The sequence below is a fragment of the Corallococcus sp. CA054B genome, assembly GCF_003611625.1.
GTDB lineage: Bacteria > Myxococcota > Myxococcia > Myxococcales > Myxococcaceae > Corallococcus > Corallococcus coralloides.
In genome coordinates this window covers 53,731-78,784 of the sequence record NZ_RAVY01000009.1, presented here as the reverse complement: position 1 = coordinate 78,784, position 25,054 = coordinate 53,731, and the positions used below count along the sequence as shown (strand labels likewise).

Genomic DNA, 25,054 nt, shown 5'->3' with positions numbered 1-25,054 from the left:
CCCCCGCCGGGCATGCGGCCATCCACGCACGAAGGCCGGGGACCCAACTCGGGTGCGCCCGGCCTTCACGGCGTGAAGCACTTCAACAGGACTTCGGGAGCGCTACTCGCAGGCCAGCTTGAAGCTGACGACCGGCGCCGCGAACTTGGCGATCTTCATCTTCGAGGGGCCCGGGGTGACCGTGGGCGCCGCGCCGCTGGCGCACTTGAGGCCCGCGTCCAGCACCAGCTCCACGTTCAGCTCCTGGTCCTCCGGCAGCGCGCTGACGTTGTAGCTGCAGCGGTTGTTGCGGCTCTGCTTCACCTCGCCCCGGCCCAGGGCCACGGCGTCACCCTCCGTCACCTTCACCCCGACCAACGTGCACGGATCACCCTGCAGGCCGCTCGCGGGGTACGCGATGCTGCCCGTGACCGTGGCGTTGCCCGCACGACCCGCGGCCGCCGCGCCGCTCGAAGAGGCGCAACCCGTGGCGGCAACGACGAGGGCGGCAACAGCAATTCGCAACATGGATATCCTCAATTCAAGAATGGAATGGTTTTCGCGCCGGGTTGGCCGCCCTTCCGGCAGCCATTGGCGCGCGCCACGTACAATCCCTGCGCGCTTTCATTCCACGCAGCAGCGCATTCTCGATTTCATCACGCGGAGCATTTTTCGTTCTCCAACAGCCACGCTCCGCGTCCGTGATGCGCTGCTTACGTCTCCCATGAATTGAGAACCGAGGACGCGTCACTGCAGCAGCTGCAGGGCGTCTTTCGCGCGCACCAGTCCGTGGCCGAAGACGGGGTCCCGGCCCCCGGTGCCCAGGTCCTTCGCGGAGGCCTCCAGGGCGTCGCGCACCTGCTGCGGCGTGAGCTCTGGATGGGCGCTCCAGAGCAGCGCGGCCACGCCGCTCACGTAGGGCGCGGACATGGAGGTGCCGGAGACGTGGGTGTAGTCCACGGGCACCAGGGACAGCCGCGCGTCCGCGCCCAGCCGCTCGCGCAGCATGGTGCTGGCGGCCTGGTTGACGCTGACGGCGGGGGCCCAGCGGCCGATGCGGGGCAGGGAGAGGATGTCCACCGCGCCGCCCGCGGGAGCGTCGTCGGAGCCGAAAACGACGGCGCGCGCGCCCTGCATCATCACGTTGGCCATGGCCTCGGACACGGGCACCGCGCCCGGCCGCACGTAGGCGACGAAGCCGTCACAGGAGGCCTCGAAGCACGAGGCCAGTGAATCCCCCAGGCCGCAGTCCACCAGCCGCCCCGCGGTGTCGCCCGTGGGCGAGTACAGGAGCGAGCGCGACATGGGGGACGTGTCGTCCAGGGACATCTCCGCGAAGGCGCCCAGCCCCCGGGGGAAGGTGGACAGCACGTCCACGCCAGGCGCCACCAGCGCGAGCTCCGTGCCCACGTTGGAGAAGCTCGCGCGCCGCTCGTTCGCGTCCACCGCGCCCACCGCGAGCACGGACGGGTCGGACGCGGGGTACAGCACCGGGCCGCCCTGGTTGCCCGCGGCCGCCACCACCAGCAGGCCGTGGTCCTTCAGCGCGCGGAACGCCTCCACCGTGCTGCGGGTGGGGTTGCCGCCGCCCAGCGACAGCGACACCACGCGCGCGCCCTGGGACTCGCACCACTCCATGGCGGAGAGGACAACGCTCATCTGCGTCTGCCCGGACAGGTCCAGCACGCGGGCGATGAGCAGCGACGCGTTGGGCGCCACGCCCACCATGCCGCCCGGCGTGCCCCGGGGGCCGGTGTCGCCGCCGTGGCCCACGCGCGCCGCGATGATGCCCGCCACGTGCGTGCCGTGGCCCTGGCCCCACTGGCCCTGGGCGCCGCGGTCATTGGCGTCCTCGTCTTCATCCACGAAGTCGTGGTTGGCCGCCACCGCGCCCTGGAACTCCGGGTGGTCCATGTCCAGCCCGCTGTCGATGACGCACACCCGCACGCCCTCGCCCGTGGGCGCGCCCACGTCCAGCACGCCGTCCCGGTCCGCGTCCCACACGTCCGGGGCCTGCACCAGGCGCAGGCCCTCGGTGTACTCGTCCTCCGGAATGGGCGTGACGGCCGTCACCTGGCGCGGCAGCGGCGCGAGCAGTCCGGGCGTCAGGCCCTGGGCGGCCCAGATCTGGTCCGCCTCGATGCTCTCCACCATGGGGCTGCGCTCCAGCAGGAGCCGCTCCTCGGGCGTCACGCGCGCGGCCACCGCGGGGATGTTGCGGTAGACGGCGCCCACCTTCGCGCCGGTGCTCGCGGTGAAGCTGGCGCCCGACGCCGTGACGCTGGACGCCTGTGTGCGGTCTCCCCGGCGGAAGCGGATGATGACCGGCTCGCGCCCGTCCTCCTGCACCCGGGAGGGCAGGTGTCCATCCAGCCCCTGACGGACCGTCATCCCTCCCGCGACGACGCCCGGACACACCTGTCCCTGCGCGGAGGTGCGTGGGGACGACTCCGGCGCACACGCGGCCAGCGCCAGCAATCCGACGAATGCCCAATGCCTCATGATGCGACTCCTTCCAAGCAGGACGCCCCTCCTGAGGGCGGTCCCCCTACATGGCGGAGGACCGGGAGGAGCCCGCCCCCCTCACAGAGGAAGGAAGCGGCGTGCTGCGATGAGGGAACGCATCCCCGCGCGGACTCGCATCGTCCCCAGGCCCCAGGTGCAGGCTGGACGTGCGCGGGTGCACAACGGACCTGTTGTCCGTCGGAACACAGGCTCGGGAATTCCGTCGACCCCGGGACTTTCTCTTTTTCGCGCCAGGGGTGTCCGAAGGCTGGCATGGAGGGGTGGCGCGAGGTGCGCGGCTTGATTCCATGGGGGAGTCCATGCTGCGCTCCGGAGCCGAAGCCATGAGCACCGCACCCACAGAGTCCCCCCGTTTCTTCGGGCGCTACGAGCTCGTCCACCTCCTGGGCCAGGGCGGCATGGGAGAGGTGTACCTGGCGAAGCTGTCCGGGGCGGCGGGCTTCGAAAAGCCCTGCATCGTGAAGACCATCCTGCCGGGGCTGGTGAAGGACCGGCAGTTCCTGGACCGGTTCCACCACGAGGCCAAGGTGCTGGTGCACCTGGTCCACTCCTCCATCGCCCAGGTGTACGACATGGGCGAGGCGGACGGCACCTACTACATGGCCCTGGAGTACGTGGCGGGCGTGGACCTGGGCTACCTCTTGGAGCAGGCCCGGGTGCAGGGGCGGGCGGTGCCGGCGCCGGTGGCGCTCTACATCGGCCAGCGCATGGCGGAGGGGCTGGGGTACGCGCACCGCAAGACGGGCACGGACGGCGAGCCCCTGGGCATCGTCCACCGCGACGTGTCCCCGCACAACGTGATGGTGTCGTACGAGGGCGAGGTGAAGGTCATCGACTTCGGCCTCGCGAAGTCCACCGCGCGCAGCAAGTACACGCTGCCGTCCACGGTGATGGGGAAGCTGGGCTACATGTCCCCGGAGCAGGTCCGCGCCGAGCCGCTGGACCACCGCAGCGACATCTACTCCTGCGCGGTGGTGGTGTGGGAGATGCTGGCGGGCCGTGGGCTGGTTCCTCACGGCACCGTGGGCGAGATGATGGCGGCGATGTCGCACCCGGTGGTGCCTCCGCTGACGGACTTCCGTCCGGACGTGGAGCCGTCGCTGGAGGCGGTGCTGTGCCGCGCGCTGGCGCCGTCGCCGGCGGACCGGTACTCGCGGGCGGATGAGTTCGCGCGGGCGCTCAACGCGGAGCTGCTGCGCTCGGGGAATCCCCTTGGCGCGGAGGAGGTGGGCGAGTTCGTCCGCGCGCTCTGCCCGGAGGCGTTCGCGGAGCAGCGCAAGCTGACGTCCAGCGTGCACGGGGAGCGGCGCACGCCGTCGCCCGCGCCCCGGAGCGGTTCGGGCACGGGGCTGTACGGCGGCTCCGGGAGCGGACCGACTCCGGACGCGGCGGCCGTCCAGGCCACGGAGGAGCCCGCGGGGAACAGGCCCAACACCGGGCGCATCGACGTGGATGGGCCGGCGCTCGGGCCGGGGGGCACGTTCGTGTCCCATCCCTCGGGAGCCGGTGGCGTGGCGCCGAGCACGCCGGGCTCCGGTGGCGTGGCCGTGCCCGCGCCGGGCTCTGGCGGTGTGGCGCGGAGCACGTCGGGGTCCGGTGGCGTGGCGCGGAGCACCGACGAGGTGGACGCGGCCGCGCTGGGCGCCACGGCGGTGCACCTGTCGCCCGCGCCGCCCAAGGGCGCCGTGGTGGCGGGCACGTCCGGACCGCTGCCGGCGCAGCCCGAGCCCCGCAGGCCGGTGGCGCGGATCGCCGTGGCGGCGCTGCTGCTGGTGGGCGCCTCCGTGGGCATCACCGCCTACGTGCTGCGCCCGAACACGGCCGAGCAGCCCGTGGTACCCCAGACGCTCCCTCCGTCCGAGCCGGTGGTGGCCGCCGCGCCCCCGAAGGTGGAGGAGCCGCCTCCCGCGGTGACGCCGACCGAGGAGCCCGCGCCTGAAGCGGTGGTGGACGCGGGCATGGTGGCGGGGGAACCGGAAGTGAAGCCCGAGCCGGTGGCGAAGCCTTCACCCGCGTCGAAGCCCGTCCCCGGGACGAAGCGGCCCGCGACGCCTCAGGTCGAGATGGTGCCCGCGAGGCTGCCCGCGGTAGAGATTGGTGCGACCGGCGGCGGTCAGCGCGTGGTGAACGTCACGGTGCCCTCGGGCATCAACGCGGGCACGGTGTTCACTGTGGTGGGGCCCATCCAGAGGGGGACCCGCAAGCGTCCGGTGCTGGGGACAGCGACCGTGGTGACCATCAACCCGAACCGCAATCGCATGACCCTGCGGCTGGACGCGGATGCGGAAGCGGCGAAGGAGCCGCGCTTCCTGCTGATGACCGCTCGCCCCTCGGGGCCGGCGCTGCCCACGCCCGTGGCCGAGTCTCCGCAGGCCGCGCCGCCCGCGCCCGAGCCGAAGCCCGTGGAGCGCTCACGCCTCCTGGGACAGGCGGAGATCGATGGCATCCTGGGGAGCAGCCTCAACAGCACCCTCTATGTGATCAGCTCCGACACCCGGACCTGGCACAACTGCGCCATCGTCCTGAACGGACGGAAGGAAGCGCGGATGGCGCGGTTGGAGCCCTACCAGACGCACAAGGTCCCGGTGGAGGTGCCCAAATACTTCAGGGTGAACAACAAAGCGCCTCCGGTGGGAGAGAAGGCCGTGTGGGTGAGCTGCGACGAGGGCGAGGACACCTTCGCGCTGCGCAAGCGCTGAAGCGCGAGGACGCGGGCCCTCTCGGGCTCGCGTGACGCCTCAGGGCCTCAGCCGCGTGGCGGCCACGGGGCACTCGTTGCGCAGGAACTCCGTGACCTCCGTGTCGCCGCCGTTCGCGTTGCGCACCGCGCGGGACAGGGACGCGCGGCACTGCCAGGTGACCTCGCGCGTGCCGTGGCAGCAGTGCCACCCGGTCAGCGTGCGGTCCAGGTACTGGAGCATCTCCTGACGCGTGGGCGTGACGATGCTCCACACCGCGCCCGCCAGCAGCACCAGCCCCACGAGCGGCAGCGGCAGGCTCCGCGCCCAGCCCCGGAGGCCGCCCGGAATCACGGCCGCGTGCACGCCCAGCTGCGCATCCAGCGGCCGGCGTTGCAGCACCACCTGGAGCAGCAGCTCCACCGGCGCGGTGAGCGCGCGCAGCAGCCCCGCGCCCAGGCCCGGCACCTTTCCTTCCGCCCGCTCCAGCTTGAGTCCCAGGGCGTGGCGGCCCGGGGTGAGCCCCGTCAGTCCGCCCACGCAGGACAGCACCACCCAGGCGGCCCCCATGGCGAACCCCAGCAGCGCCGGCGTGGACACCCACTCCGCCGCGCGCACCGCCCCCCACCCCACGAGCGCCGCGCCCGTGAGGTCCAATGCATCCGCCACCCAGAGCCGGTTCTGGAACCGGGCCTCGGTGGGCGGAGTGTCCATGGAGAACAACGTCCCTTCGCTCATCAGCCTCTCTCGTGTACGAGCGGGGCGCGAGCATAGGCGGCCCGCCTCGCACAGGCGCGCTTCAAAACGCCGGGGCTGGTACTACAGATCCAGCACCAGCCGCTTGGACCGGGCGCGCGACACGCAGACCAGCATTCGCGCATTTCCCGCGGGCTCTTGCTGGAAGAACGTGTCACGGTGGTCCGGAGTGCCCTCGCACACGCGGGTGACGCAGGTGCCGCAGGAGCCCGCCTCGCAGTCGCTCTCCACCTTCACGCCGTGGGTGCGCAGCACGTTGAGCACGGTCTTGCCGGCCGGCACGCGCAGCACCTGGCCGGTGCTCTTGAGCGACACCTCGAAGTCCTCTTCGGGCGTCGCGTGGGTGGCGGACGTGCCCTCCGCGGTGAAGGCCTCGAAGTGCACCTTCTCCCAGGGCCACTTGTGCAGCGTGGCCGCCTCGCGCACGGCCTTCATCAGGCCCGCCGGGCCGCAGCAGTACAGCCGGGTGCCCGGGCCGCGCGTCGCGAGCAGCGACCGCACGTCCAGCCCCTTCGAAGGGTCACCCCCGTCATGGTGCACGTGCACGCGGCCCGCGAAGGACGGCGTGGACAACAGCTCCCGGAAGGCGGTGCGGTCCGCGTCGCGCGTGCAGTAGTGCAGCACCCACTCCGCGCCGGTGCGCTCCAGCAGGCGCGCCATGGCCAGCAGCGGCGTGATGCCGATGCCGCCCGCGATGAGCACGTAGCTGCGCCCGTACAGGAGGGGGAAATCGTTGAGGGGCTCGCTCACGGTGAGCACGTCGCCCTCGTGGACGTTCTCGTGCATCGCCTTGGAGCCGCCGCGGCCGTTGGCGTCGCGCTGCACGGCGATGACGTAGCGGTGCGTCTCGCTCGGGTCGTTGCAGAGCGAGTACTGGCGCATGCCGTCGAGGCCCGGCACCTGCACGTCCAGGTGGGCGCCGGCTTCGAACTCGGGCAGGGCGCTGCCGTCCTGGGAGACCAGCTCGTAGGACTGGATGCCTTCCGCTTCACGGGTGATGCGCGCCACCCGGAGGCGCAGCGTGTTCGTCGTCACGGTATTGCCCCTGTTCCCTTGCCCGCCGCCCGCGCGAGACCGACTCTGGCCGCGCACGGTGTGCACTCCCGGGCCGCCCGGGGAGTGGGGCCGGGTGCGGTTTTCCGACCGATACCGGACAGAAGGCGCCTGCCGCCCGGCTGCCCTCCGTCCGAACGCGGGAGCCAGGGCGGCGGGGGTGGGCACGGCCGGGAATCCATCCCCACCCTTCACCCCGTGCCGCGCTGCGCCAGGGCCTGCCTGGGCCCGAGCGGCTTTGCGATGGGGGAGGCGCGGCCCCCCGATTCGATGGAAGGGAGACGGCCCATGGATGCCATCACGTTGCTGAAGGCGGACCACAAGACGGTGGAGCAGCTGTTCCGCAAGTTCGAGAAGGCGGGCGACCACGCGCTGGCGCACAAGCGCAAGCTGGTGGACGAGATGGTGCGCGAGCTGTCCATCCACGCCGCCATCGAGGAGCAGGTCTTCTACCCGGCGGTGCGCGCGCGTTCGGAGGACCTGTCGCCGGACGTGCTGCGGGCGCTGGAGGAGCACCACGTGGTGAAGTGGGTGCTGTCGGAGCTGGACACACTGCCGCCGGAGTCCGAGCGCTTCGACGCGAAGGTGCACGTGTTGATGGAGAACGTGCGCGCGCACGTCACGGAGGAGGAGCAGTACCTCTTCCCGGAGGTGAAGAAGGCCTTCAAGCCGCAGGAGCTGCGGCAGGTGGGCGAGGCGCTGGAGCTGGCGAAGAAGGGCGCGCCCACGCACCCGCACCCGGCCGCGCCGGACACCCCGCCGGGCAACCTGCTGACGGGCGCGGTGGCGGCGGTGATGGACATGGGCCGGGACGCGCTGCGCGTCGCGCGCCGCAAGGCCGTCACGCAGGTGCGCAAGTCCGCGCCGCGTCCCTTGCGCAAGCCGTTGGAGTCCATGATGTCGCTGGACCAGGCAGGCGATTCGCTGCACTGAGCGAGCGTCCGGCGCAGGACGCCTCGGGTCCGGTGAATGTCCGCCGGGGCTGGGGCGTCCGAAGGGGCATGAGAGGCTTTCGCGCCAGGAAGCGCGAAGGTACTCCCGCCTTGGGAAGGAGGCGCCATGTCCGCTGTTCGCAGGATGTTGACGACGCTGGTGGTGCTCGCGGGCTTCACGGCCGCGGCGCAGACGCAGGGCCCGGCCGGTTCACCGCAGCCCCGTCCGCCGGTGGATCCGCAGGTGCGCACGCTGCGCGTGGAGGGCACCGGCGAGGTGAAGGCGCAGCCGGACGAGGCCTTCATCGACGTGGCGGTGGAGACGTCCGCGCAGACCGCGAAGGCGGCGGGCGAGGAGAACGCGAAGCGGATGGAGAAGGTGCTCGCGGCGCTCACCGGTGCGGGCATCGCGAAGCGGGACCTGCAGACGCGCAACTACAACGTCTATCCGGAGTACACGCCGTCACCGCCGCAGGGCGGTGAGCCGAAGCTCAAGGGCTACCGGGTGAGCAACCTGGTGAGTGTCCACGTGACGGACCTGTCCAAGGTGGGGAGCCTGTTGGACAAGGCGCTGGCGGCGGGAGCGAACCGGGTGGACTCGGTGCGTTTCGGGCTGAGCCGCCAGGACGCGGTGCAGGGCGAAGCGCTGCGGCAGGCGGTGGCGCGAGCGCGCAAGTCCGCGGAGGTGCTGGCCGCGTCGCTCAACGTGAAGCTGGGAGCGGTGCTGGACGCGAGCACGGTGACGGAGGCCCCGCGCCTGTACCCGGCCACCTTCGCCATGGACATGGCGGAGTCGCGAGCCGCGCCCACCACGCCCATCCAGCCGGAGGAGCAGACGGTGCAGGCGAAGGTGACGCTCATCTTCGCCATCCAGTAGCTACTGCCATCCCAAGGCCAGCAATCTCAACGGCTTGCCGGGGTGCCGCGTTGTCGGGGGATCGTCATGTGCCCCCAATGTGCCCCTCTGGCGCGTTCAGGCCAGAGCGGCGCGATTCTGCGAAGCGGGCGCGTCGAGCTGCTGGACGGCGCGCTCCTTCGTTTCTGGGGAGAGGTGGGCGTACCGCATCGTCATTTCGATGGTGGCGTGGCCCATCAGCTCCTGGATGACCTTGAGCGGCACACCGCGCATGGCGAGGTGGCTGCCGTAGGTGTGGCGCAGGTCGTGCCAACCGATGCGCCCCTGTTCACGGGTGATGCTCGCCCGAATCAGGCTGCGCTCCAGCGGTCGCCGCATCAGGCCATCGGTGAGTGGCTGACCGTCCTCCTGACAGAACACGTAGGCCCCGCGCAGGTGCCGGTGTTCCTTGAGGGCATCGACCACGGACGCGCGTAGATCCACTCCGCGCTCGTGGACCGAAAGCGGAGGTTCCGGGCCTGGGGTTCCTTCCGGTTTGGTAGGTTCGCGGGCGGAGGCCGTCCCGCTTGCCCTTCTCCTTCTCCGCGTTGAACCTGCCCCTGTTGCTCGGGGGACTGCTTCTCTTCACGGCGGCCCAGGCTCAGCCGGCATCCTCTGTCCGCGAGCGCAGGGACAGGCGGGTTGTGCTCCCACGTCCTGGTGAGCCCGTCCTGGAGGTTCCGGTCGCGGCGGGCATCCTGACGACCCTCGTTCTCGATTCGGCGCTGGATCGGAACTCCGTGGAGTTGGAAGGCCGCACTCGCTTCAAGCTCGTGGACGTGGGCGAGCGCGCCATCAACCTGGAGCCGGTGATGGAGCTGGGCGCGGGTGAGCATCTGATGCTCCGCGTGCGCTTCGCGGATGGAGCCTTCCCCGAGCATGCGGTCTTTGCTCTCGTGTCTCACCCAGCCGTGGTGGACACCCGCGTGGAAGTATCCCGTCGTCCACTGGCCCCCGAGGCGCTTCAGGCGGAGCTGTCCGAGGTGCGCGCTCAGCTCAAGGCGAAGGAGGCCGAGCTTGCCGCACTCCGCGCACGCGGCGATGCGAGCAGCCCTGCGGCTCTCGCTCTGGCGGGGCTTCTCGACGTGGGCGGGGTATCGGCCAGGAGGGTTGACCTTCAGCCCAAGAAGGAGATGCAGTCGTCACTGCGTGTCGTGGACGGCTTCAGCCTTCGCGCGTCTGCCTGGGGAATGGTGTCCGTGGAGGTGAAGAACTACGGAAAGACACCTTGGACGCCCACGGAAGCGCGCCTCAGCAGCTCAACGGGTGGTGTGACGGTACAGGTGCTCGGCGTTCACATGAAGCAGCCGCGGATTGGGCCCGGAGAGGTTGGCACCGTCGTGGTGGAGATGGAGAAGCCTGCCTGGGATGAGGGTACGTTGTTCCGCTTGGAATTGGTGGATGCCACGGGCGCGCGTCCTCTTCACATTCCGTCTGTCGCGCAATAGAGGTCGGCCATGCTGACGGTCATCCACCATCCCGCGCAGCTCCCGCCCGGGTACATGATTCACGGCTGGCGCGTGGTGAAGCTGCTGGGCGCGGGCACCTATGGTGCCGTCTACCGCGTGGAGATGAACGGCCACCACTTCGCGATGAAGATCGCGATGCACCGGCCGGGGAGCGGCGATGCGGAGCAGGCGGACGCACGGCTGAAGCGTGAGCTGGGCTGCCTCGTTCACCTGACGCACCCGAACATCGTCGGGGTGCACGGCCATGGCCGCTTCCCCGACTTTCGCACCGGGTGGCTTTACGTCGTCTTGGACTTCATAGAGGGCCACACCTTGGCCGAGTGGGTGGAGCGGATGCACCCCACGGCCCAGGAGGTGGTCCGCGTCTTCGAGAAGCTCGCGGGCGCCATGGACTACATGCACGGGCGCGGCGTCTTCCACCGTGACTTGAAGCTCGCCAACATCATGGTGCGCGCCAGGGACGGCGAGCCGGCCATCCTCGACTTCAGCGCGGGCGACTACACGCACGCCGAGGACTTGACGGATGCGCCCCTGCCGCCCGGCACCCGCCGCTATCGCTCGCCCGAGGCTGCGCGCTTCTTCAAGGAGCATGGTGACGAGCGGGGCGCGCGCTACGAGTTCAAGGTGACGGATGACGTCTACGCGCTGGGCGTCTGCCTCTATGACGTGCTGACGACGGCGGAGCCCGCGAGCGGTTCCCCGAAGGCGGCCGTGGAGGGACGCTGGGTGCCCAGGTCCGCCCGGGAGTTGAACGCACGGGTGCCGGCGGGACTCAGTGACGTGGCGATGCGCTTCATCGCGCGCGCCCCCGAGCAGCGCCCCCCCACGGCGGAGGTGATGCGCCGCGAGCTGGCAGCCCTCGCGGGAGAGGCGGGGCCGGAGTGGACCGTGCCCGTCCATGTCCCTTCGCTGCGGCCACCGGCTGCTCCCGCCTCCAACACGGATGAGGAGACGCCCCCCGCCCGTCGTGTGCGGCGGGCCCGCGTCGTGGACGCCGGAGTGGCGCTCCTCGTCGTGGCGGCCGTGGCGGGGGCCTTCCTGTGGCTGCGTCCCGCGTCGCATCCTGTCTCAAGTGAGCAGGTGGCGCGTCCGGCCGCGCCCACTTCGCCCGGAGACGCGGGAGTCGCCTCCGTCATTCCAGCGCCCCTGTCCCTCCAGGATGCGGGCCCCTCACCTGACGCGGGCGACGTGCTGGCCGCGTCGTCCCCTGGGGTAGCTTTGCCCCCTCTTGCTCCTGTCCGGAAGGAAAGCTCCGCCGTGAAGCGTGCTCCCCCCATCGTCGCAAGCCCGTCCAAGAAGGACTCCACCACCAGCTCCAAGGCGGAGTTCCTCGCGAAGTGTGCCGCGGCGAGCGCCGCCGTCGCCTTGCAACTCGGCTGCCCCAGCAGCTCCCAGGTGCGTCCTGCATCAGGGGCGTGCCCCGAGGAAGCGCGCAACGCCATGTTCCGAGGAACTGGAAATGGAGGGCTCGATCTGAGGCGGAACCAATCTTCCGTGCTGGTCACCATCGACAGGAGCCAGCCGGGCGACCCTGGTGATGAGGGGGTGTATAGGGATGGCTCTGTGACAGGCGTTGTCTTCAAGGGCAATCACACCATCCCCAAGGGAACGGTGTTCTCCGGCCGGTTGTGGACGGGAGACGGGACGTTCATTCAGGCCCGCTACACCGAAGCGCACCTCCCGGACGGACGCACGCTGCCGGTGTGCTTTGCCATTGGGAAGGACGGTCCCCTGGAGGTTTATGAGGGCTCCAAGCCGGGGGCAGTTCTCAGTTCTCGTGTCCTGGTGGCGTATGCCGTGGACCGCTGGCCCTGAGTCCGGAACGTAAAGACTCATTGCGTTTCCGTCGCTGCGCGGCCCCATTTCGGGGATAGCAGGGAAATTCGAAATAGATGACCCGTGGCGTCGTTCACGCGAGGAGGCAGCCGGAGGTAGCTTTCCGTCTGCCTTTGCGCGGTTCCCTCGCGCGGGCATTCAGGAGCCCCCTTCATGTCCAGTGGTGCTGACTCCCGGCTTGCCGGGGGCACGGTCCTCTTTTCCCACGCGGGGACCGCCTACGAGTTCTTCCAGGAACTGGGCATTGGCCGCAATGGCGAGCGAGTCCTCTTCGCCCGGCCCCGGACACCCTCCGGCTACAGGGGGAAAGTCCTCGTGAAGTGCGTGCCCCTGCCGGAAGGGGCCGTGCCGGAGAAGTTCCAGCGTGCGCGTGCGCGGCTGGAAGAGGAGGTGCGGCTGGCGCAATTCCTCCAGCACCCCAACATTGCCCGCGTCCATGGCCTCTTCGAGATGAAGTTCGGAGAGGCACGGGGCCTGGGCGCCGTCATGGAGTGCGTGGAAGGCTTCAGCCTGGATACCCTCCTCACCATCGCCCAGCTGCGTGGGCGCTACTTCTCCGAGGCCTTCGTCCTCTACATAGGCGCGGAGGTGGCGGCGGCCCTCGCGCATGCGCACACCCGCACGGACGACGCAGGCAACTCGCTGGGCATCGTCAACCGTGACATCAACCCCGGCTGCATCCGCCTGCGGCCCAGCGGGGGCGTGGTGCTGACGGACTTCGGCGTCGCTTGCTCCAGGCTGCAAGGGCGCCTCGCCACGACGCTGCCGCGCCCTCCAGGGGAAGTCATCTACGCTTCACCCGAGGCGCTGGTGGGGGCGGTGACGGATGCAAGAAGCGACCTCTTCTCCCTGGGGCTGGTGCTGTTGGAGTTCGCCACCGGGCGACACCTCTACTACCCGGGGAATCTCAAGGTGGAGGACGAGTCTCCTCGGCTCTCGCGGGAGCAGAACCAACGTGTGCTCGCGGCACTGGCAACGACGATGGACATGCACCTGCCGCCCTTCGTGGAGGACGCCGTCCAGCGCGCCATGCTGTTCAGCGGGAAGGACGTGAAGGAGGCCGCGTTCGGGCTGTCCACCTCGCTGCGCTCCGTCTTCCTCCGGCTGCTGTGCCGGGAGCCGGCGTCTCGCTACCCGACAGCGGCAGCGCTGGAGCTGGAGTTGCGCGGGCAGCTCGCGCGGCTGGGGCCGTACAGCGCCGCGGATGCGGTGAAGGAGGTGGAGACAGCCCTCTTTGAAGGCGGTGAGGCCATGGAGGAGCTGAGTCTGCTGGAGGACGAGGGGGGCATCGTCCCGGCCTTTCCGCCGCGGAGTCAGGACGCCATCCGCACGGAGCCGCACCCGCTGCGCAGCGCGGACGAGACGACGACAGAGCCGGGACCGGGCGCCTTGCGTCTGTCACGGCATTAACAGTCGCCGGCTCGACGCAGCCGACCTTCACCCCTGGGCAGTGGTGCGTGGCCTGCGGGTGCCGGGCTGAATGTCAGACGTGTGTCCTTTGCTCTCCTTGGGAGGTGTCACTCCCAGGGGGCGTGGATGCGAATGACGCGAAGTGGGGCTGTCTGGCTGTGGCTGCTGTTGCCGGTGGCCGCATGGGCCGAGGACGTCCCGGAGGCGCCGCCCGTGGAGGAGGAACGGCGCCCACGGGACGAGGCCTGGCGCAAGCTGCTGCGCGTGGAGGCGACGTCGTTGTCCCTCCTGCCGCGCGCGAGCGTCGGCACGGACGAGGGCTTCCTCCAGGTGGAGCCCACGCTGGTCTTCGAGCGAGGCGAGGACTTCGGCCTCAACCTGGGCACGCCCGTGCGATTGCGCCTCTGGGGTGGTGGAGGGGATGCGGGCTTCGTGCGGAGGGAGGACTGGGACAGCGTCTCGGACTTCGGGCAGGTGGTTCGCGCCCTCAAGCTGGGCTCGGACAACGCACCCGTGGGCGTCTGGTTCGGCGCGCTGGAGGGCTACAGCCTGCTGTCCGCGCACCTCGTGCGGCGCTACGGCGGGCGACTCAACCCTGACTACCACCCGGCGGGCGGCTTCCTCACCGGCACCCTGGGGCCCCTCTACACGGAGGCCTTCGTCTCGGACGTGCTGGGCGCGCGCCTCATGGGGGCGGAGTTCTCCCTGGACATTGAGCACGTCTTCTTCGGCCCGCCCCGCGAGAAAGCGCGCTACACGCTGGCGCTGTCGGCGGTGCATGACTGGGGCCGTGCCGGAGGCCGGACGCCCTCGGTGACGCTGGCCCACCTGGACGCCATGGCCGTGGTGGTGGTGCGGCCCACCTACGAGGTGAACGTCCAGGCGGGCTGGGGTGGCCGGCCCGGTGACGGCGGTGCCTGGGGCGCGGTGGTGGGCGCGGGCGTGGACGCGAGGACGCCCACGTTGCGATTGCTGCTGCGTCTGGAGGGGCGTCGGCAGCACGGCGGCTTCCGTCAGGGCTTCTTCGGCCCGGACTACGAACTGGCGCGCTTCAAGGCTGCGGGGCCGGAAGGCGTGGCGCTGGCGGAGGCGTCCTTCCCGGACGGGTACTCAGCCTATGGCGAGGCGGAGGTGGGCTGGGACGCGGTCCGCTACTGGGGCGTCCACAAGCACCTGAAGCTGTCGCTGGCGGTGGAGGCCTTCAGCTGGGGACGCTTCGACGTGGACGGTCGCGTGGCGGTGCAGCTCTTTGACCGCTCCGTGGAAGTCGCCTTGAAGGGGCTCGCGGTGGGGGCGGGACAGCCTGGAGCGCGCTACCTGGGCGGAGCGGAGCTGCGCTGGCGTTTGTTGGGCGGGAAGCTCTACGCCATGGGCACGGCGGGCACGCTGCTGTTCCCCGAGGGCGTAGGCACGCTGCGGCCGGGTGCCTTCGCCTCGCTGGGCCTGGGGGTGGACAATGCGCGTTGACGCCCTGCTGCTGGCCCTCGCCATGCTGGCGACGGGGTGCGTTTCGGTGTCACCCACGCCTCGTCGAGGCTTGAGCCTGAGCTACACGCAGCCCCCAGCCCCCGCATCAGAGTGGTCACAGTCGCCGCGCGAGGAGGTGCCCACCACTCGGACCTCTCCGCGAGCCTCCCTTGCGACTTCAGGGGAGCGGATGGCGCGCCACCGGCAGCTTCGGGAGGACACGTCGGGCGAGGACTCGCGAGCAATGGCTGGGGCCGTGGGCGGCAGCCTCGCTCATCCTGACGCGAGGGAAGACGCCTGGGAGAAGCTCCTGACGGACGCGGGGCTGGATGCGCGGGACGAACGCCCCGTAGGAGGCGTGCTGACGCCCACGCAAGCCGCGCGTCTGATGGATGTGTTGTTGGGCAAGCCCGTCACGTTGAGCACCTTCCCGCCTCGGATGGCCGCGGGCTTCATCCTGCGCGAGGTGATGGAGGGAGGTGAAGTCGCGCGGCAGGAACTGCTGCGGCGGGTGGAGCGCTTCTCCCGGGAGCAGATCGCGGTGCTGCGCCCGGACGGCTATCTGGCGTGGGCCCTCACCGGGCGCACGCAACAGAAGGTGGCGCCAGTCGAGTGGCAGGACGGCGCCTTCCGTGCGCATGGCTTCGAACTGGGCCGCTTCTACAGCGGCAAGGGCGGTGTCTTCCGCGCCGTGGACGCGCAGCTCCAGGCCTCGGATTGGCGTCCCCTGGCCGAGGTGTACGACGACGCGGACGTCATCAGCCGCACCCTCGATGGAGCGGAAGACGCGTTCGTGGAGCTGTACCACGCGCTGGGCCAGTTGCTGACGCGTCCCGTGGACAGCATCGCGGGGCTAAGCAACCTGCCAGCAGGCGTGGCGGCGCTCATCGCGGCCGCACCCATGTACTGGGAGCGCTTCCAGTCCATGACCCGTGGCGAGCAGATCCGAGAGGTGTCGAGGCTGACGACGGGCCTGCTCATCACAGGGGGCGCCGCGTCGGCCACGACACGGACGCTGAAAGGGATGTCTCTGGGCGCGGAGGTCTCGGTGCCGGTGCTGTCGCTGTCGGCGGAGGGCGCGCTGGTGTTGGAGCGCGTCGCGGCGCCAGCAGGTCGCGCGGCGGCGGTGTTGAGCGGCGGACCTGGGGCAGCCATCATTCTCCAGCGAGTCGATGACGAAGCGGGCTCGGGTGGTAGTGATTCACATGGAACCGCTCCGTCGAGCGGGCCTAAGGGCTATTCGTCTTTCAAGTCCTTCAAACGGGCTATGGGACCCGCTGGTGAGGGAAAGGAGTGGCACCACATCGTGGAACAGACAGAAAGGAATGCAGCCCGCTTTGGGCCACAGGCTCTCCATAACAGCGGGAACATTGTCGCGCTTGGTAAGGATATTCACAGTGGAGTGAGTTCGTTCTATTCATCTAAGCGCCCTAGAATCACGAACTCGGAAAGCCTGACCGTGAGACAGTGGCTGAGCACTCAATCTCTTGAAGCCCAACGCGAATTCGGATTGATGGCGATCCAGAATGTGACGAGAGGAATCTGGTGACGGACCTCGAAAAGCTGGTTGAGGAGTTTGCGCGGAACGTGTCGGCGCAGACTGCGGCCATCGCTCGCGGAGATGCGAAGGCCGGAAATAAACATGCGGATCGGTACATTGCCGCTGTTCGGAAGCTGAAGGCGCAGGGGGACGCTGGACGAGATGCCCTTGCTTTGCTGCTCAAGCATCCTAACAAAGACGTTAGTACTATGGCAGCTGCATATCTCTTGCGGCATCGGACAGTGGAGGCGAAGGCCGTCCTGGAAGAGGCTGCCCGGGGCGAAGGGTTGATTGCCTTTGAGGCTGCGCAAGTGCTGAAGAATTGGGAGCTAGGTGTGTGGGCGCTGGATCCCGGATGAACGCCGCCTGTTTCGATGAATAGGTTGATTACACTCTTCAGCGAGGCGGAGGTGGGCTGGGACGCGGTCCGCTACGGCGGCCTCTCCAAGCACCTGAAGCTATTGCTGAGCGTGGAAGCCTTCTCGTGGGGCCGCTTCGACGTGGATGGGCGCGTGGCGGTACAGCTCTTCGCGCGCAGCCTGGAAGTGGCGTTGAAGGGGCTTGGGGGAGGCATGGGACAACCGGGAGCGCGCTACCTGGGATCCGTGGAGGTCCGCTGGCGATTGCTGGGCGGGAAGCTCTACGCGATGGGGACCGGCGGCACGCTGCTGTTCCCCACGCCGGAGGGGGCGCTGCGGCCGGGAGCGTTCGCCTCGGTGGGGTTGGGGGTGGACAATGCGCGCTGACGCCCTGTTGCTGTCCCTGGTGCTGATGGCCTCGGGATGCGCCTCCGTGCCGCAAGCGACTGGGCGTGGCCCAAGCTTGAGCTACGCGCCGCGAGAGTCCTCCTCGCCCGCGTGGGTGGAAACTCCGAGCGATGCGCCCCCGCGCGCCGGGGACTTCCTCCCACGCGCCTTCGCCGGGTCCGAGCAACGGCTCCTGCGCCGCCAGCAGCCGCGTGATGACGTGACAGCGGTGGGAGACGTCAGCAGAGAGGCAGCCGCTGGGGGCGGGGCCCGGAGCGCTGCCTCGACGCGGCAGGCAGTCCTCGACGCCACGGACGAAGTGAAAGGCTCCCTGCGCGGCGTCGAGGCAGCGTTCACCCGGCTGGCGGCCCGTCCTCCGGCCCTCGGGGGCTGGGGCCTTACCGGCGTCTTCACGCGCTACCTCGACCAGGGCTCCAAGCAGGTGACGTGGCTTCAGGGCGCGCTGGGGAGCGCCACCGCGTTGACGGACGCGGCCTCGGAAGTCGGCGACACGGACATGGAACTGGGCCTCCTGCGCATGACGGGGCCGAAGCTCCAGGCTGCTCAGTTCGGGACCCTCCTGCTGGCCACCTGGGTGGACTTCCTGCACCTCGCGGACGCCGTGCTCCGAAACTGCCCGATGTGTAGCGTGGAGAAGATCTTCACCGACCTTCATCGCGTGCAGGGGCTGATTGAGCCCACGCTCACGGACCTCGCCTCACTGGACCCGGAGCGGGTGGCGGCGGCGACGACCGCGATGCCCGAGTTGATGGGGAAGCTGACCCGCGAGTTCGACACGCTCCAGCGGGAAACCCGCGAGACCATGAAGTTCGGCGGGCAGGTCATCGCGGCGATGCAAGCGGTGGAGATGGTCACGATGATCTCCACGATGAAGATGGCCATGCCACGCGTGCCGCCCTCGGCCCCCGCGACGCTGGGCGTGGGCCTCGTGATGAGCTCGGGTGGAGTCATGATGGGCTCGCGGATGGTGGTCTCCGCGGAGTGGGTGGAGATGATGCGAAGGCTCGTGAAAGCGGGCGTCATCTCCGTTCCAGCCGTCAGCGCGGCCGTCCTCATTCAGGGCGGGCAGGTCCTGATGGCCCAGGCGCATCAGGACCTGCCCAAGGGCATACGCGACGCGCTGGGGGACAGCCCCGAAGTGCGCGGCATGCAGATGACGGGCAGAGCGGGGGCGGGCATGTCGGACGCTCCGAAGCACCATGTGCTGCCGCAAGAGCACCGCGAATGGTTCGAGCAGCGCGGCTTCAAGGGCACCATGGACATCGACCAGTTTTGCGTCCGGTTGGAGCAGGCCCACCACGAGGCGATTCACGGCGGGGGGAACTGGAAGCTGGGGCGCATGTGGCCCGGTGAGTGGAACCGGATGATCATGCGCACCTTGAGTGATGCGGAGATGGCGGTAGGCCGGATGTTGACCCGCAATGACATCCTGAGCATCGTTGCAGAGCGTATGAAGCGCTACGACATCCCGATGAACTTCGTTCCTGGAAGCAGCCGATGACTGACGGGCGTTCGTGGCTGGGGAACTGGAAGGCACGCCTGTATGAACGGGTCCGAGAGCGGGGGTTTGACTCGTTGACGGCCTTCGCCGAGTCCCGTCCTGCGATTCCGCTGGATCAGCTAGCCGAGGAGCTCGGTAAGGATGACATCGCGGGAGTTCAGGTGATGAGTGGCCTCCTCGCCGAGGCGGAGCGGCGCAGGCAGCTCACCCGCTTTGTTCGCGATTTGCTCGTGCGTGAATTGGCTGGAGGTCTTCCCCGGGGGTGGCCAGCAGAGCTTGACGATGTGAACCGCTTCCAGGTCGCCAAGGCACTCAGCCTGTGGTCCGGTTCCACCCCAGAAGCGTATTCGGAGCGCGCGAGGCAGGTGATTACCGCGCTTCTCGCCCATCCTCCGCCCGCTGGATGGCGTCCGCTCAGTCCGGATGACGAACTTCTCCAAGCGCTTCTTCCCGACGAAGAAGTCTGACCCGGTTGGTGACCCGGCGGGCCTTTGAAGGGGAATCGTGACAGCCAGGCCAAGACCCCTCCCGGAACCTACCGAGTTGTTCCGACGCGGCGTGAACAGCGATCCAATAGCCGCCAGCGTCACGGGAAGAAAGCGGGCTCGTCTTGCGCGGCGAGCCCGCTGCGTTCCTTCACGTCAGCGGACGTTCAAGTTCACGATGGCGTTGGTGCCCATGACGGCGCCAAAGGTGTCGGCGATGGTCACCAGCGCGGACTTGTGCAGCACATCATGGGGAATGGTGCCGCCGCCGGGCACATCGATGTCCCGGGTGGCCGAGGCGTCGTCCGCCACGATGACGTTGTAGCCAAGAGGGACCGCATCCCGCGCCGCGCCGGACACGCAGGCGTGGGTCATCAGGCCGGAGATGATCAGCGTCTTGATTCGGGAGATCTGCAGCTCGTGATGCAGCTCCGTGCCCTGGAACACGCTGATCTGGTTCTTCTTCACGACCTTGTGGTGGGCGGCCGGCTGGAGGTCCTTGTGGCAGAAGGCCGTCGCGCTGTCGTGGGCGAAGACTGGCGCGCCGGATGGGGACACATGCCACACGTGGAAGACCGGCAGCTTATGCCGATCCGCGAAGGCGATGAGTCGCTTGGCGTTGTTCAGTGCGCGCATCCCATCCGGAATGGGCAGCTTTCCGCTGAAGTATTCTTCCTGGAAGTCGATCACCAGCAATGCGGTGCTGAAGGGGTCAAGCGAGTCCGGGGCGGATGCGCCGAGGATGGTGCGGATCGTGGGGTGCGACACTCTGTTCTCCGGGTCGGGAATGGACGGCCGCGCAAGTCTACTCACCCGCTGCCGCCAGACGCTCCGGTTTGCCTGAATTCCTTGTTGCTACTCCGGAGCCTGGGCCAGCAGCGCGGCGTCCCGGAGCAGGGCTTCCAATCCGCCTTCTCCCTCCGTGACCCGGTAGTAGCCGCGAAGCTGTCCGCGGGCGTCCACGAGGACGAAGTGCTCTCCGTGGAAGACGCTGAAGAAGTCGTCCTCGCCCGCGTCTGCGTCGCGGCCCATCATCACCCGGAAGCCCTCCAGGACGGTCGTCTCCACCTGGTCCAGCGGGCCCGTCAACAGCGTCCAGTTGGACGTGTCGATGCGGTGGTCGCGCGCATAGGCGGTCAGCCGCTCCGGCGTGTCGTGGCGAGGGTCCACGCTGAACGAGGCGAAGCGTACGTCCAGCCCCTGCTCCCGGGCCTGTCGCTGCACCCGCAGCATCTTCTCCGTGAGCAGCGGGCACACGGTGGGGCAGCGGGTGAAGAAGAAGTCCGCCACGTAGAGATGGCCCCGCATGTCGGCGTCGGAGAAGGGGCGTCCCGTCTGCGCGGTCAGCTCGAAGCGCGGGAGCGGGCCATACATCGGCAGGTTCGCCGCGGCGATGCGCGCGCGTTCTCGTTGAACGTAGGGCCACGCCGTGGACAGCGACGCGATGACCAGTGCTCCGGCGAGCACGAATAGGGGGCTGGGCTTCATAGAGGAGGGCAGGAGCGCAGACAGCGCGCGTCCGTGATGATGCGTTCGGAGGTGGATGGCATCTGGCTCGAGTCGTAGACGCCTCGGACCTGGAGGCGTTGGTCCACCAGCAACAGGAGGCGTCCGCTGTCCCGCAGCGGCTGCCAGTCCGGGTGGAGCACGGTGGCATCGCGCGACGATGCGATGACGACCTGGACCGGGACGCCGTCAGCCTTCAGTCGCTCCTGGACCTGTCGCAGGAAGGGGAGGGGATGCGCGTCCAGGTGGAGCAGGGTGAGCTGTCCCTGAAGCTGCCCCGTCTCCAGCGGCTGGCCCCGCTCATCGCGAAGGGTGAGCGAGGGCAGAGGGCCATACACAGGAGGGGGGACCTCCAGCTCCCACGAGGCACTCGAAGGGGGCGCCTCCGACCATGCGAAGTCCAGCACCAGCACGAGCGCCGCGCATGCCAGCGCGGACACGGTCAGCCCCGTGGCTCCCAGCACCACGAACACCCACGAACGGGGCTGCGCGGAAGAGGACGAACGGGCGGACATGATGGCGCACCCTCTCGCATCCAGACCGCATGCGCGATGCGACACCTTGTCGCAGAACCCAGGCGGGCCTCTTCCGCTACACAGCAGGCGTGATGAAAGCACTGCTGATGGGAATGCTGTTGCTGGGAGCGACGCCCTCCGCCGCGCCAGACGCCGGGAGCGACGCGGGACAGGTGAGCGTGGTTTCCACCGTGGGAACAGTGGCCAGCGCCTCCGGCCGGCTCCGCGTCGAGGTTCTCTCTTCGATGACACCGCTCCGAAGAGGCGTTCAGGTGTTCCAGGTGCGGGTCACCGACGCCGTGTCGGGAAAGCCGGTGCCCGGTGTGGTGCTGTCCGTCCAGCCCTGGATGCCCGCCATGGGCCACGGCATCTCCGAGGTCCCCCGCGTCACCGCGCGAGAGCCCGGGACCTTCGAAGTCTCCGACGCGGACCTCTTCATGCCCGGCGTCTGGGAGCTGCGCTTCACGCTGAAGGGCGCGGTGGAGGACTCCGCGACCGTGACGCTCAAGCTGGGACGGTAGGCGCGGCAGGCTCCGCACGCTCCTGCCCGACGAGGAAGTCTGAGCAGGAGCGAGGGACTCAGGACTTGAGCGCCGCGCGAGCCGGCTCACGCGGCATCAGGCCGGTGAACTCGTAGATGAACGCGCCGTTCTCCGTGACGTCCACGGTGCAGGCACCCGCGCGGGCGAGCTCCTCGAGCACCTCCTTGGCCTCGGTGAAGGAGAGGTGCGTGCCCGTCGCCACCTCGGCGATGGTGACGCGGCCGCCGTGCCCCTGCGCGCAGGCGAGCACGGCCCGCTCGACTTCGCGAGAGTCCAACGAGGGCCGCACCACGACTGGCGCATCCCTCAACTCGGGCGGCAGCTTCGCGCGCCGCGCGGAGCGGACGAGCGCCAGGCCTCCGAGGACGAAGATGGCGCCGAGGATCATCCCCGCGATCGTGTGTTCCGCCTTGCCCTGGATCAGCTTGTCGAGCTCAAGGCCAATGCCAAAGACGCCGAACGCGGCGAGCGCCCAACCGATGATGCTCTTCATGCAACCCCCATCGCGACGGGACCGCACCTCCGTCCCCCAGTGCGGGTTCATAGCAGAAGCCGCCGTGCCTCAAGTGGACGGGGTGCTCCACTGCGAGTGCGTTGGCGCGTCAGTCCGTCCGTGGAGTTGAATGGGGTCGAGGACTCCCATGCCGACCGACCCGTCCAACGCCTCCGCGCGCCTGCCCGTCGTCTTCATCCCTCACGGCGGTGGCCCGTGGCCCTTCGTGGACCTGGGCCTTCCGAAAGCGGAGGTCCAGGCGCTCGCGACCTACCTGCGTCAGGTGGGCCAGCGGCTCGCGACGCCACCCAAGGCGCTGCTCGTCATCTCCGCCCACTGGGAGGAGCCCGTGGCCACGGTGATGACGTCCGCCGCGCCACCCATCCTGTATGACTATTACGGCTTCCCGCCGGAGTCGTACCGCATCCCCTGGCCGGCGCCGGGCAACCCCCAGCTGGCCGCGCGCGTGCGCGAGCTGCTCTCCTCGGCGGGCTTCGCCACGTCGGAGGATGCGGCGCGCGGCTATGACCACGGCACCTTCATCCCGCTGAAGCTGACGTACCCGGAGGCGGACATCCCCTGTGTCCAGCTGTCGCTGAAGCAGGGGCTGGACCCGGCGGAGCACCTGGCCATGGGCCGGGCGCTCGCGCCGCTTCGCGACGAGGGCGTGTTCATCATTGGCAGCGGGATGACGTTCCACAACCTGCGCGCCTTCGGAGACCCTCGCGCGCATGAGGTCTCCGCGAAGTTCGACGCGTGGGTCCAGGACGCCGCCACCGCTCCCGCGGCCGAGCGTGACGCGAAGCTCACGCAGTGGATGCAGGCTCCCTACGCGCGGCTCGCCCATCCTCGCGAGGAGCACCTGCTCCCCTTGATGGTCGTCGCCGGTGCCGCCGGTGAGGACCGGGGCACCACCGCCTGGTCTGGCTCCATGATGGGGACGCGCATCTCCGGCTTCCAGTTCGGCTGACCTCAGCCCTTGGGGGCCGGGGCCTGCTTCTTCTCCGCCAGGACCTTCAGGACCTCCTGCGCGGTGGCGGCGGAGGACGCCGGGTTCTGCCCCGTGACGAGCCGCCCGTCGCGCACCGTGAAGCTCTCCCACAACGGGCCGGACTCGTAGCGCGCGCCCAGCTCGCGCATCCGGGTCTCCAGCGGGAAGGGGACGATGGCGTCGAACTTCGCCGCCTGCTCCTCCGCGTTGCTGAAGGCCGCCACGCGCTTGCCCGCCACCAGCGGCTTGCCGTCCGGTCCCTTCACGCCCACCAGCGCCGCCGGGCCGTGGCAGACCGCCGCCACCACCGAGCCCCGCGCGTAGCCCGCGGACAGCAGCTGGTGCGTTGGCGCGTGCTTCGCCAGGTCCCACATCACGCCGTGCCCGCCCACCACGAAGTACGCGTCGTAGGTGTCCTTCACCTGGGCGAGCACCTTCGTGTTCGCCAGCTTCTTCGTCGCCTCGGCGTCCGCGAGGAAGGCGCGCGTGTCCTCCGTCTGCTCCTTCTCGCTGCGCGGATCCACGGGCGCCTTGCCGCCCAGCGGTGACGCGATGTCCACCTGCGCACCGGCCTTGACGAACTGCTCGTACGGCGCGGCGAGCTCCTCCAACCAGAAGCCCGTCTTCTCCCCGGTGTTCCCGAACTGCGAGTGGCTGGTGACGATGAGCAGCACCTTCACGGCGGTGAGCGCTTCCATGGGACGTCCTCCCTCGAGCCCCTTTTCTTGGGGCGATGGGCGATGGAATACGTCCCGGCCGTCCCCAAGAAAACCGAGGGTCGCTTCACATAAACTGAAGCCATGATTGGCAATCACGAAGCGCTCTGGACGCTGTGGGAGGTCAGCCGGGCGGGCACGCACGCGGCCGCCGCCACGCGCCTGGGCATCACCGCCTCCGCCGTGGGCCAGCAGCTCAAGGCCCTGGAGCGGCACGTGGGCGTGGCGCTGTTCGAACGGGTGGGGCGCCGGGCCCGGCTCACTCCCGCGGGAGCCGCCCTCGTCGCGAGGCTGGGCGAGCACCTGCCCGCGGTGGACGCGGCGTTGGAGGCTGCCTCCGAAGCCCAGCGCGCGGTGCGCGGTGAGGTGTCCCTGGGCGGCCCCTGGCCCTTCTTCCGGTACTGGCTCCGGCCCCGCCTGCCGGGCCTGCTGGCGCGACACCCGGAGCTGCGGCTGGACGTGCGCTTCGACGTGCCCAGCCGCGTGTCACGGCTGCTGCTGGAGGGGGCGTTGGACCTGGGCATCCTCGGGCTGCTGCCGGACGCTCCGGGCCTGGAGGTCCGTGCGGTGGCCCAGGAGGAGTTCGTTGCCATAGGCGCGCCCGCGTACCTGAAGCGCTGGGGAACGCCGCGCGGGGCACGCGACTTCGCTGCGCACCGGTTCATCGCCTTCGACGCGGACCTGGCCATGCTGGCGCCGTGGTGGCGCGCCACCTTCGGGCCGAAGGAGCCCCTGCCGGCGCAGGTGGTGTGCCGCGTCGCGAACCTGGACGAGATGCTGGCCCTGGTGGAGGCGGGCGTGGGGCTGGCGGTGTTGCCCGACTACCTGGTGGCGCCCGCCGTGCGCGAGAAGCGGGTCGTGACGCTCACGCCGGAGCCGGGCCGACGCTCCGCGCGGCGGCCTCGGGGAACGCTCTATGTCGCGTGGCGCAGGGCCGCGGCCCCCACGGCCCGCTTCCTCGCGGTGCGTGACTGGCTCCTGGCCGGATAGACAGCCA

General features: G+C 69.6%; 23 protein-coding genes and 2 pseudogenes. 15 read left to right on the top strand and 10 right to left on the bottom strand.

The window, feature by feature from the left end; genetic code table 11:
- Positions 1 to 102: 102 nt before the first annotated feature.
- Positions 103 to 507, bottom strand: coding sequence for a hypothetical protein (locus D7V80_RS04235; protein ID WP_120586931.1), 405 nt, complete (start codon positions 505 to 507; stop codon positions 103 to 105).
- Between the two features lie 219 nt (positions 508 to 726).
- Complete coding sequence (locus D7V80_RS04230; RefSeq protein ID WP_120586930.1) at positions 727 to 2,481, bottom strand: S8 family serine peptidase; 1,755 nt, start codon at positions 2,479 to 2,481, stop codon at positions 727 to 729.
- Between the two features lie 347 nt (positions 2,482 to 2,828).
- Between D7V80_RS04230 and D7V80_RS04225 the strand changes: the two genes are divergently transcribed.
- A complete protein-coding gene (locus tag D7V80_RS04225; RefSeq protein WP_120586951.1) occupies positions 2,829 to 5,204 on the top strand; it encodes a serine/threonine-protein kinase in 2,376 nt (791 codons plus the stop codon).
- Positions 5,205 to 5,243: 39 nt separating this feature from the next.
- On the opposite strand, the gene D7V80_RS04220 is transcribed toward D7V80_RS04225, so the two are convergent.
- Together D7V80_RS04220 and D7V80_RS04215 are read right to left on the bottom strand one after the other, a co-directional pair.
- Entirely contained in the window at positions 5,244 to 5,921 is a 678-nt protein-coding gene (locus D7V80_RS04220; RefSeq protein WP_120586929.1) for an RDD family protein, read from the bottom strand.
- Positions 5,922 to 6,002: 81 nt separating this feature from the next.
- Positions 6,003 to 6,974 (bottom strand): PDR/VanB family oxidoreductase, encoded by a 972-nt coding sequence (locus tag D7V80_RS04215; RefSeq protein ID WP_120586928.1) that lies wholly within the window; start codon positions 6,972 to 6,974, stop codon positions 6,003 to 6,005.
- A gap of 306 nt (positions 6,975 to 7,280) precedes the next feature.
- Here D7V80_RS04215 and D7V80_RS04210 point away from each other — a divergent pair, with 306 nt between their 5' ends.
- Both D7V80_RS04210 and D7V80_RS04205 read left to right on the top strand, forming a co-directional pair.
- On the top strand, positions 7,281 to 7,925 hold the full coding sequence (locus D7V80_RS04210; protein WP_120586927.1) for a hemerythrin domain-containing protein: 645 nt from the start codon (positions 7,281 to 7,283) through the stop codon (positions 7,923 to 7,925).
- Positions 7,926 to 8,051: 126 nt separating this feature from the next.
- Positions 8,052 to 8,801: an SIMPL domain-containing protein gene (locus D7V80_RS04205; RefSeq protein ID WP_014393037.1), complete on the top strand. Its 750-nt coding sequence runs from the start codon at positions 8,052 to 8,054 to the stop codon at positions 8,799 to 8,801.
- A gap of 96 nt (positions 8,802 to 8,897) precedes the next feature.
- Here the strand turns inward: D7V80_RS04205 and D7V80_RS04200 are convergent.
- Positions 8,898 to 9,287: pseudogene (locus D7V80_RS04200) on the bottom strand (tyrosine-type recombinase/integrase); the annotation flags it as partial.
- Positions 9,288 to 9,346: 59 nt separating this feature from the next.
- Here D7V80_RS04200 and D7V80_RS04195 point away from each other — a divergent pair.
- The 9 genes and pseudogenes from D7V80_RS04195 to D7V80_RS04155 all read left to right on the top strand — a co-directional run bounded on the left by D7V80_RS04195 (position 9,347) and on the right by D7V80_RS04155 (position 19,276).
- Entirely contained in the window at positions 9,347 to 10,267 is a 921-nt protein-coding gene (locus D7V80_RS04195; RefSeq protein ID WP_233585125.1) for a DUF2381 family protein, read from the top strand.
- A gap of 9 nt (positions 10,268 to 10,276) precedes the next feature.
- Complete coding sequence (locus D7V80_RS04190; RefSeq protein ID WP_233585124.1) at positions 10,277 to 12,103, top strand: serine/threonine-protein kinase; 1,827 nt, start codon at positions 10,277 to 10,279, stop codon at positions 12,101 to 12,103.
- 174 nt (positions 12,104 to 12,277) lie between these two features.
- Positions 12,278 to 13,534 (top strand): protein kinase, encoded by a 1,257-nt coding sequence (locus D7V80_RS04185; protein WP_120586925.1) that lies wholly within the window; start codon positions 12,278 to 12,280, stop codon positions 13,532 to 13,534.
- Between the two features lie 126 nt (positions 13,535 to 13,660).
- On the top strand, positions 13,661 to 15,001 hold the full coding sequence (locus D7V80_RS04180; RefSeq protein ID WP_120586924.1) for a hypothetical protein: 1,341 nt from the start codon (positions 13,661 to 13,663) through the stop codon (positions 14,999 to 15,001).
- Positions 15,002 to 15,257: 256 nt separating this feature from the next.
- A complete protein-coding gene (locus D7V80_RS04175; RefSeq protein ID WP_147446980.1) occupies positions 15,258 to 16,550 on the top strand; it encodes a hypothetical protein in 1,293 nt (430 codons plus the stop codon).
- Positions 16,547 to 16,900 (top strand): hypothetical protein, encoded by a 354-nt coding sequence (locus tag D7V80_RS04170; RefSeq protein WP_370452453.1) that lies wholly within the window; start codon positions 16,547 to 16,549, stop codon positions 16,898 to 16,900. The genes D7V80_RS04175 and D7V80_RS04170 overlap by 4 nt, the downstream gene beginning before the upstream one ends.
- Before the next feature lie 36 nt (positions 16,901 to 16,936).
- A pseudogene (locus D7V80_RS04165) lies at positions 16,937 to 17,287 on the top strand (hypothetical protein); the annotation flags it as partial.
- A gap of 319 nt (positions 17,288 to 17,606) precedes the next feature.
- Positions 17,607 to 18,809 (top strand): DUF2380 domain-containing protein, encoded by a 1,203-nt coding sequence (locus D7V80_RS04160; protein ID WP_370452452.1) that lies wholly within the window; start codon positions 17,607 to 17,609, stop codon positions 18,807 to 18,809.
- Complete coding sequence (locus D7V80_RS04155; protein ID WP_120586920.1) at positions 18,806 to 19,276, top strand: NUDIX hydrolase; 471 nt, start codon at positions 18,806 to 18,808, stop codon at positions 19,274 to 19,276. Before D7V80_RS04160 ends, D7V80_RS04155 begins: the two co-directional genes overlap by 4 nt.
- Positions 19,277 to 19,450: 174 nt before the next feature.
- Here D7V80_RS04155 and D7V80_RS04150 read toward each other — a convergent pair whose 3' ends face one another.
- The 3 genes from D7V80_RS04150 to D7V80_RS04140 form a co-directional block, all read right to left on the bottom strand.
- Positions 19,451 to 20,062, bottom strand: a complete 612-nt coding sequence (locus D7V80_RS04150) for a cysteine hydrolase family protein (RefSeq protein ID WP_120586919.1) — start codon at positions 20,060 to 20,062, stop codon at positions 19,451 to 19,453.
- Positions 20,063 to 20,149: 87 nt separating this feature from the next.
- Positions 20,150 to 20,761: an SCO family protein gene (locus D7V80_RS04145; RefSeq protein WP_233585123.1), complete on the bottom strand. Its 612-nt coding sequence runs from the start codon at positions 20,759 to 20,761 to the stop codon at positions 20,150 to 20,152.
- A gap of 17 nt (positions 20,762 to 20,778) precedes the next feature.
- Positions 20,779 to 21,315, bottom strand: coding sequence for a hypothetical protein (locus tag D7V80_RS04140; RefSeq protein ID WP_120586917.1), 537 nt, complete (start codon positions 21,313 to 21,315; stop codon positions 20,779 to 20,781).
- Positions 21,316 to 21,407: 92 nt separating this feature from the next.
- Here D7V80_RS04140 and D7V80_RS04135 point away from each other — a divergent pair, with 92 nt between their 5' ends.
- Positions 21,408 to 21,836: a FixH family protein gene (locus tag D7V80_RS04135; protein ID WP_120586916.1), complete on the top strand. Its 429-nt coding sequence runs from the start codon at positions 21,408 to 21,410 to the stop codon at positions 21,834 to 21,836.
- A gap of 58 nt (positions 21,837 to 21,894) precedes the next feature.
- On the opposite strand, the gene D7V80_RS04130 is transcribed toward D7V80_RS04135, so the two are convergent.
- Positions 21,895 to 22,350 (bottom strand): hypothetical protein, encoded by a 456-nt coding sequence (locus tag D7V80_RS04130; RefSeq protein WP_120586915.1) that lies wholly within the window; start codon positions 22,348 to 22,350, stop codon positions 21,895 to 21,897.
- 148 nt (positions 22,351 to 22,498) lie between these two features.
- Here D7V80_RS04130 and D7V80_RS04125 point away from each other — a divergent pair, with 148 nt between their 5' ends.
- Entirely contained in the window at positions 22,499 to 23,320 is an 822-nt protein-coding gene (locus D7V80_RS04125) for a class III extradiol ring-cleavage dioxygenase (RefSeq protein WP_120586914.1), read from the top strand.
- A gap of 2 nt (positions 23,321 to 23,322) precedes the next feature.
- Here the strand turns inward: D7V80_RS04125 and D7V80_RS04120 are convergent, their stop codons facing one another.
- Positions 23,323 to 24,039, bottom strand: coding sequence for a type 1 glutamine amidotransferase domain-containing protein (locus tag D7V80_RS04120; protein WP_120586913.1), 717 nt, complete (start codon positions 24,037 to 24,039; stop codon positions 23,323 to 23,325).
- A gap of 102 nt (positions 24,040 to 24,141) precedes the next feature.
- On the opposite strand from D7V80_RS04120, the gene D7V80_RS04115 reads away from it, so the two are divergent.
- Positions 24,142 to 25,047 (top strand): LysR family transcriptional regulator, encoded by a 906-nt coding sequence (locus D7V80_RS04115; RefSeq protein ID WP_120586912.1) that lies wholly within the window; start codon positions 24,142 to 24,144, stop codon positions 25,045 to 25,047.
- The last annotated feature ends 7 nt before the right edge of the window (positions 25,048 to 25,054 follow it).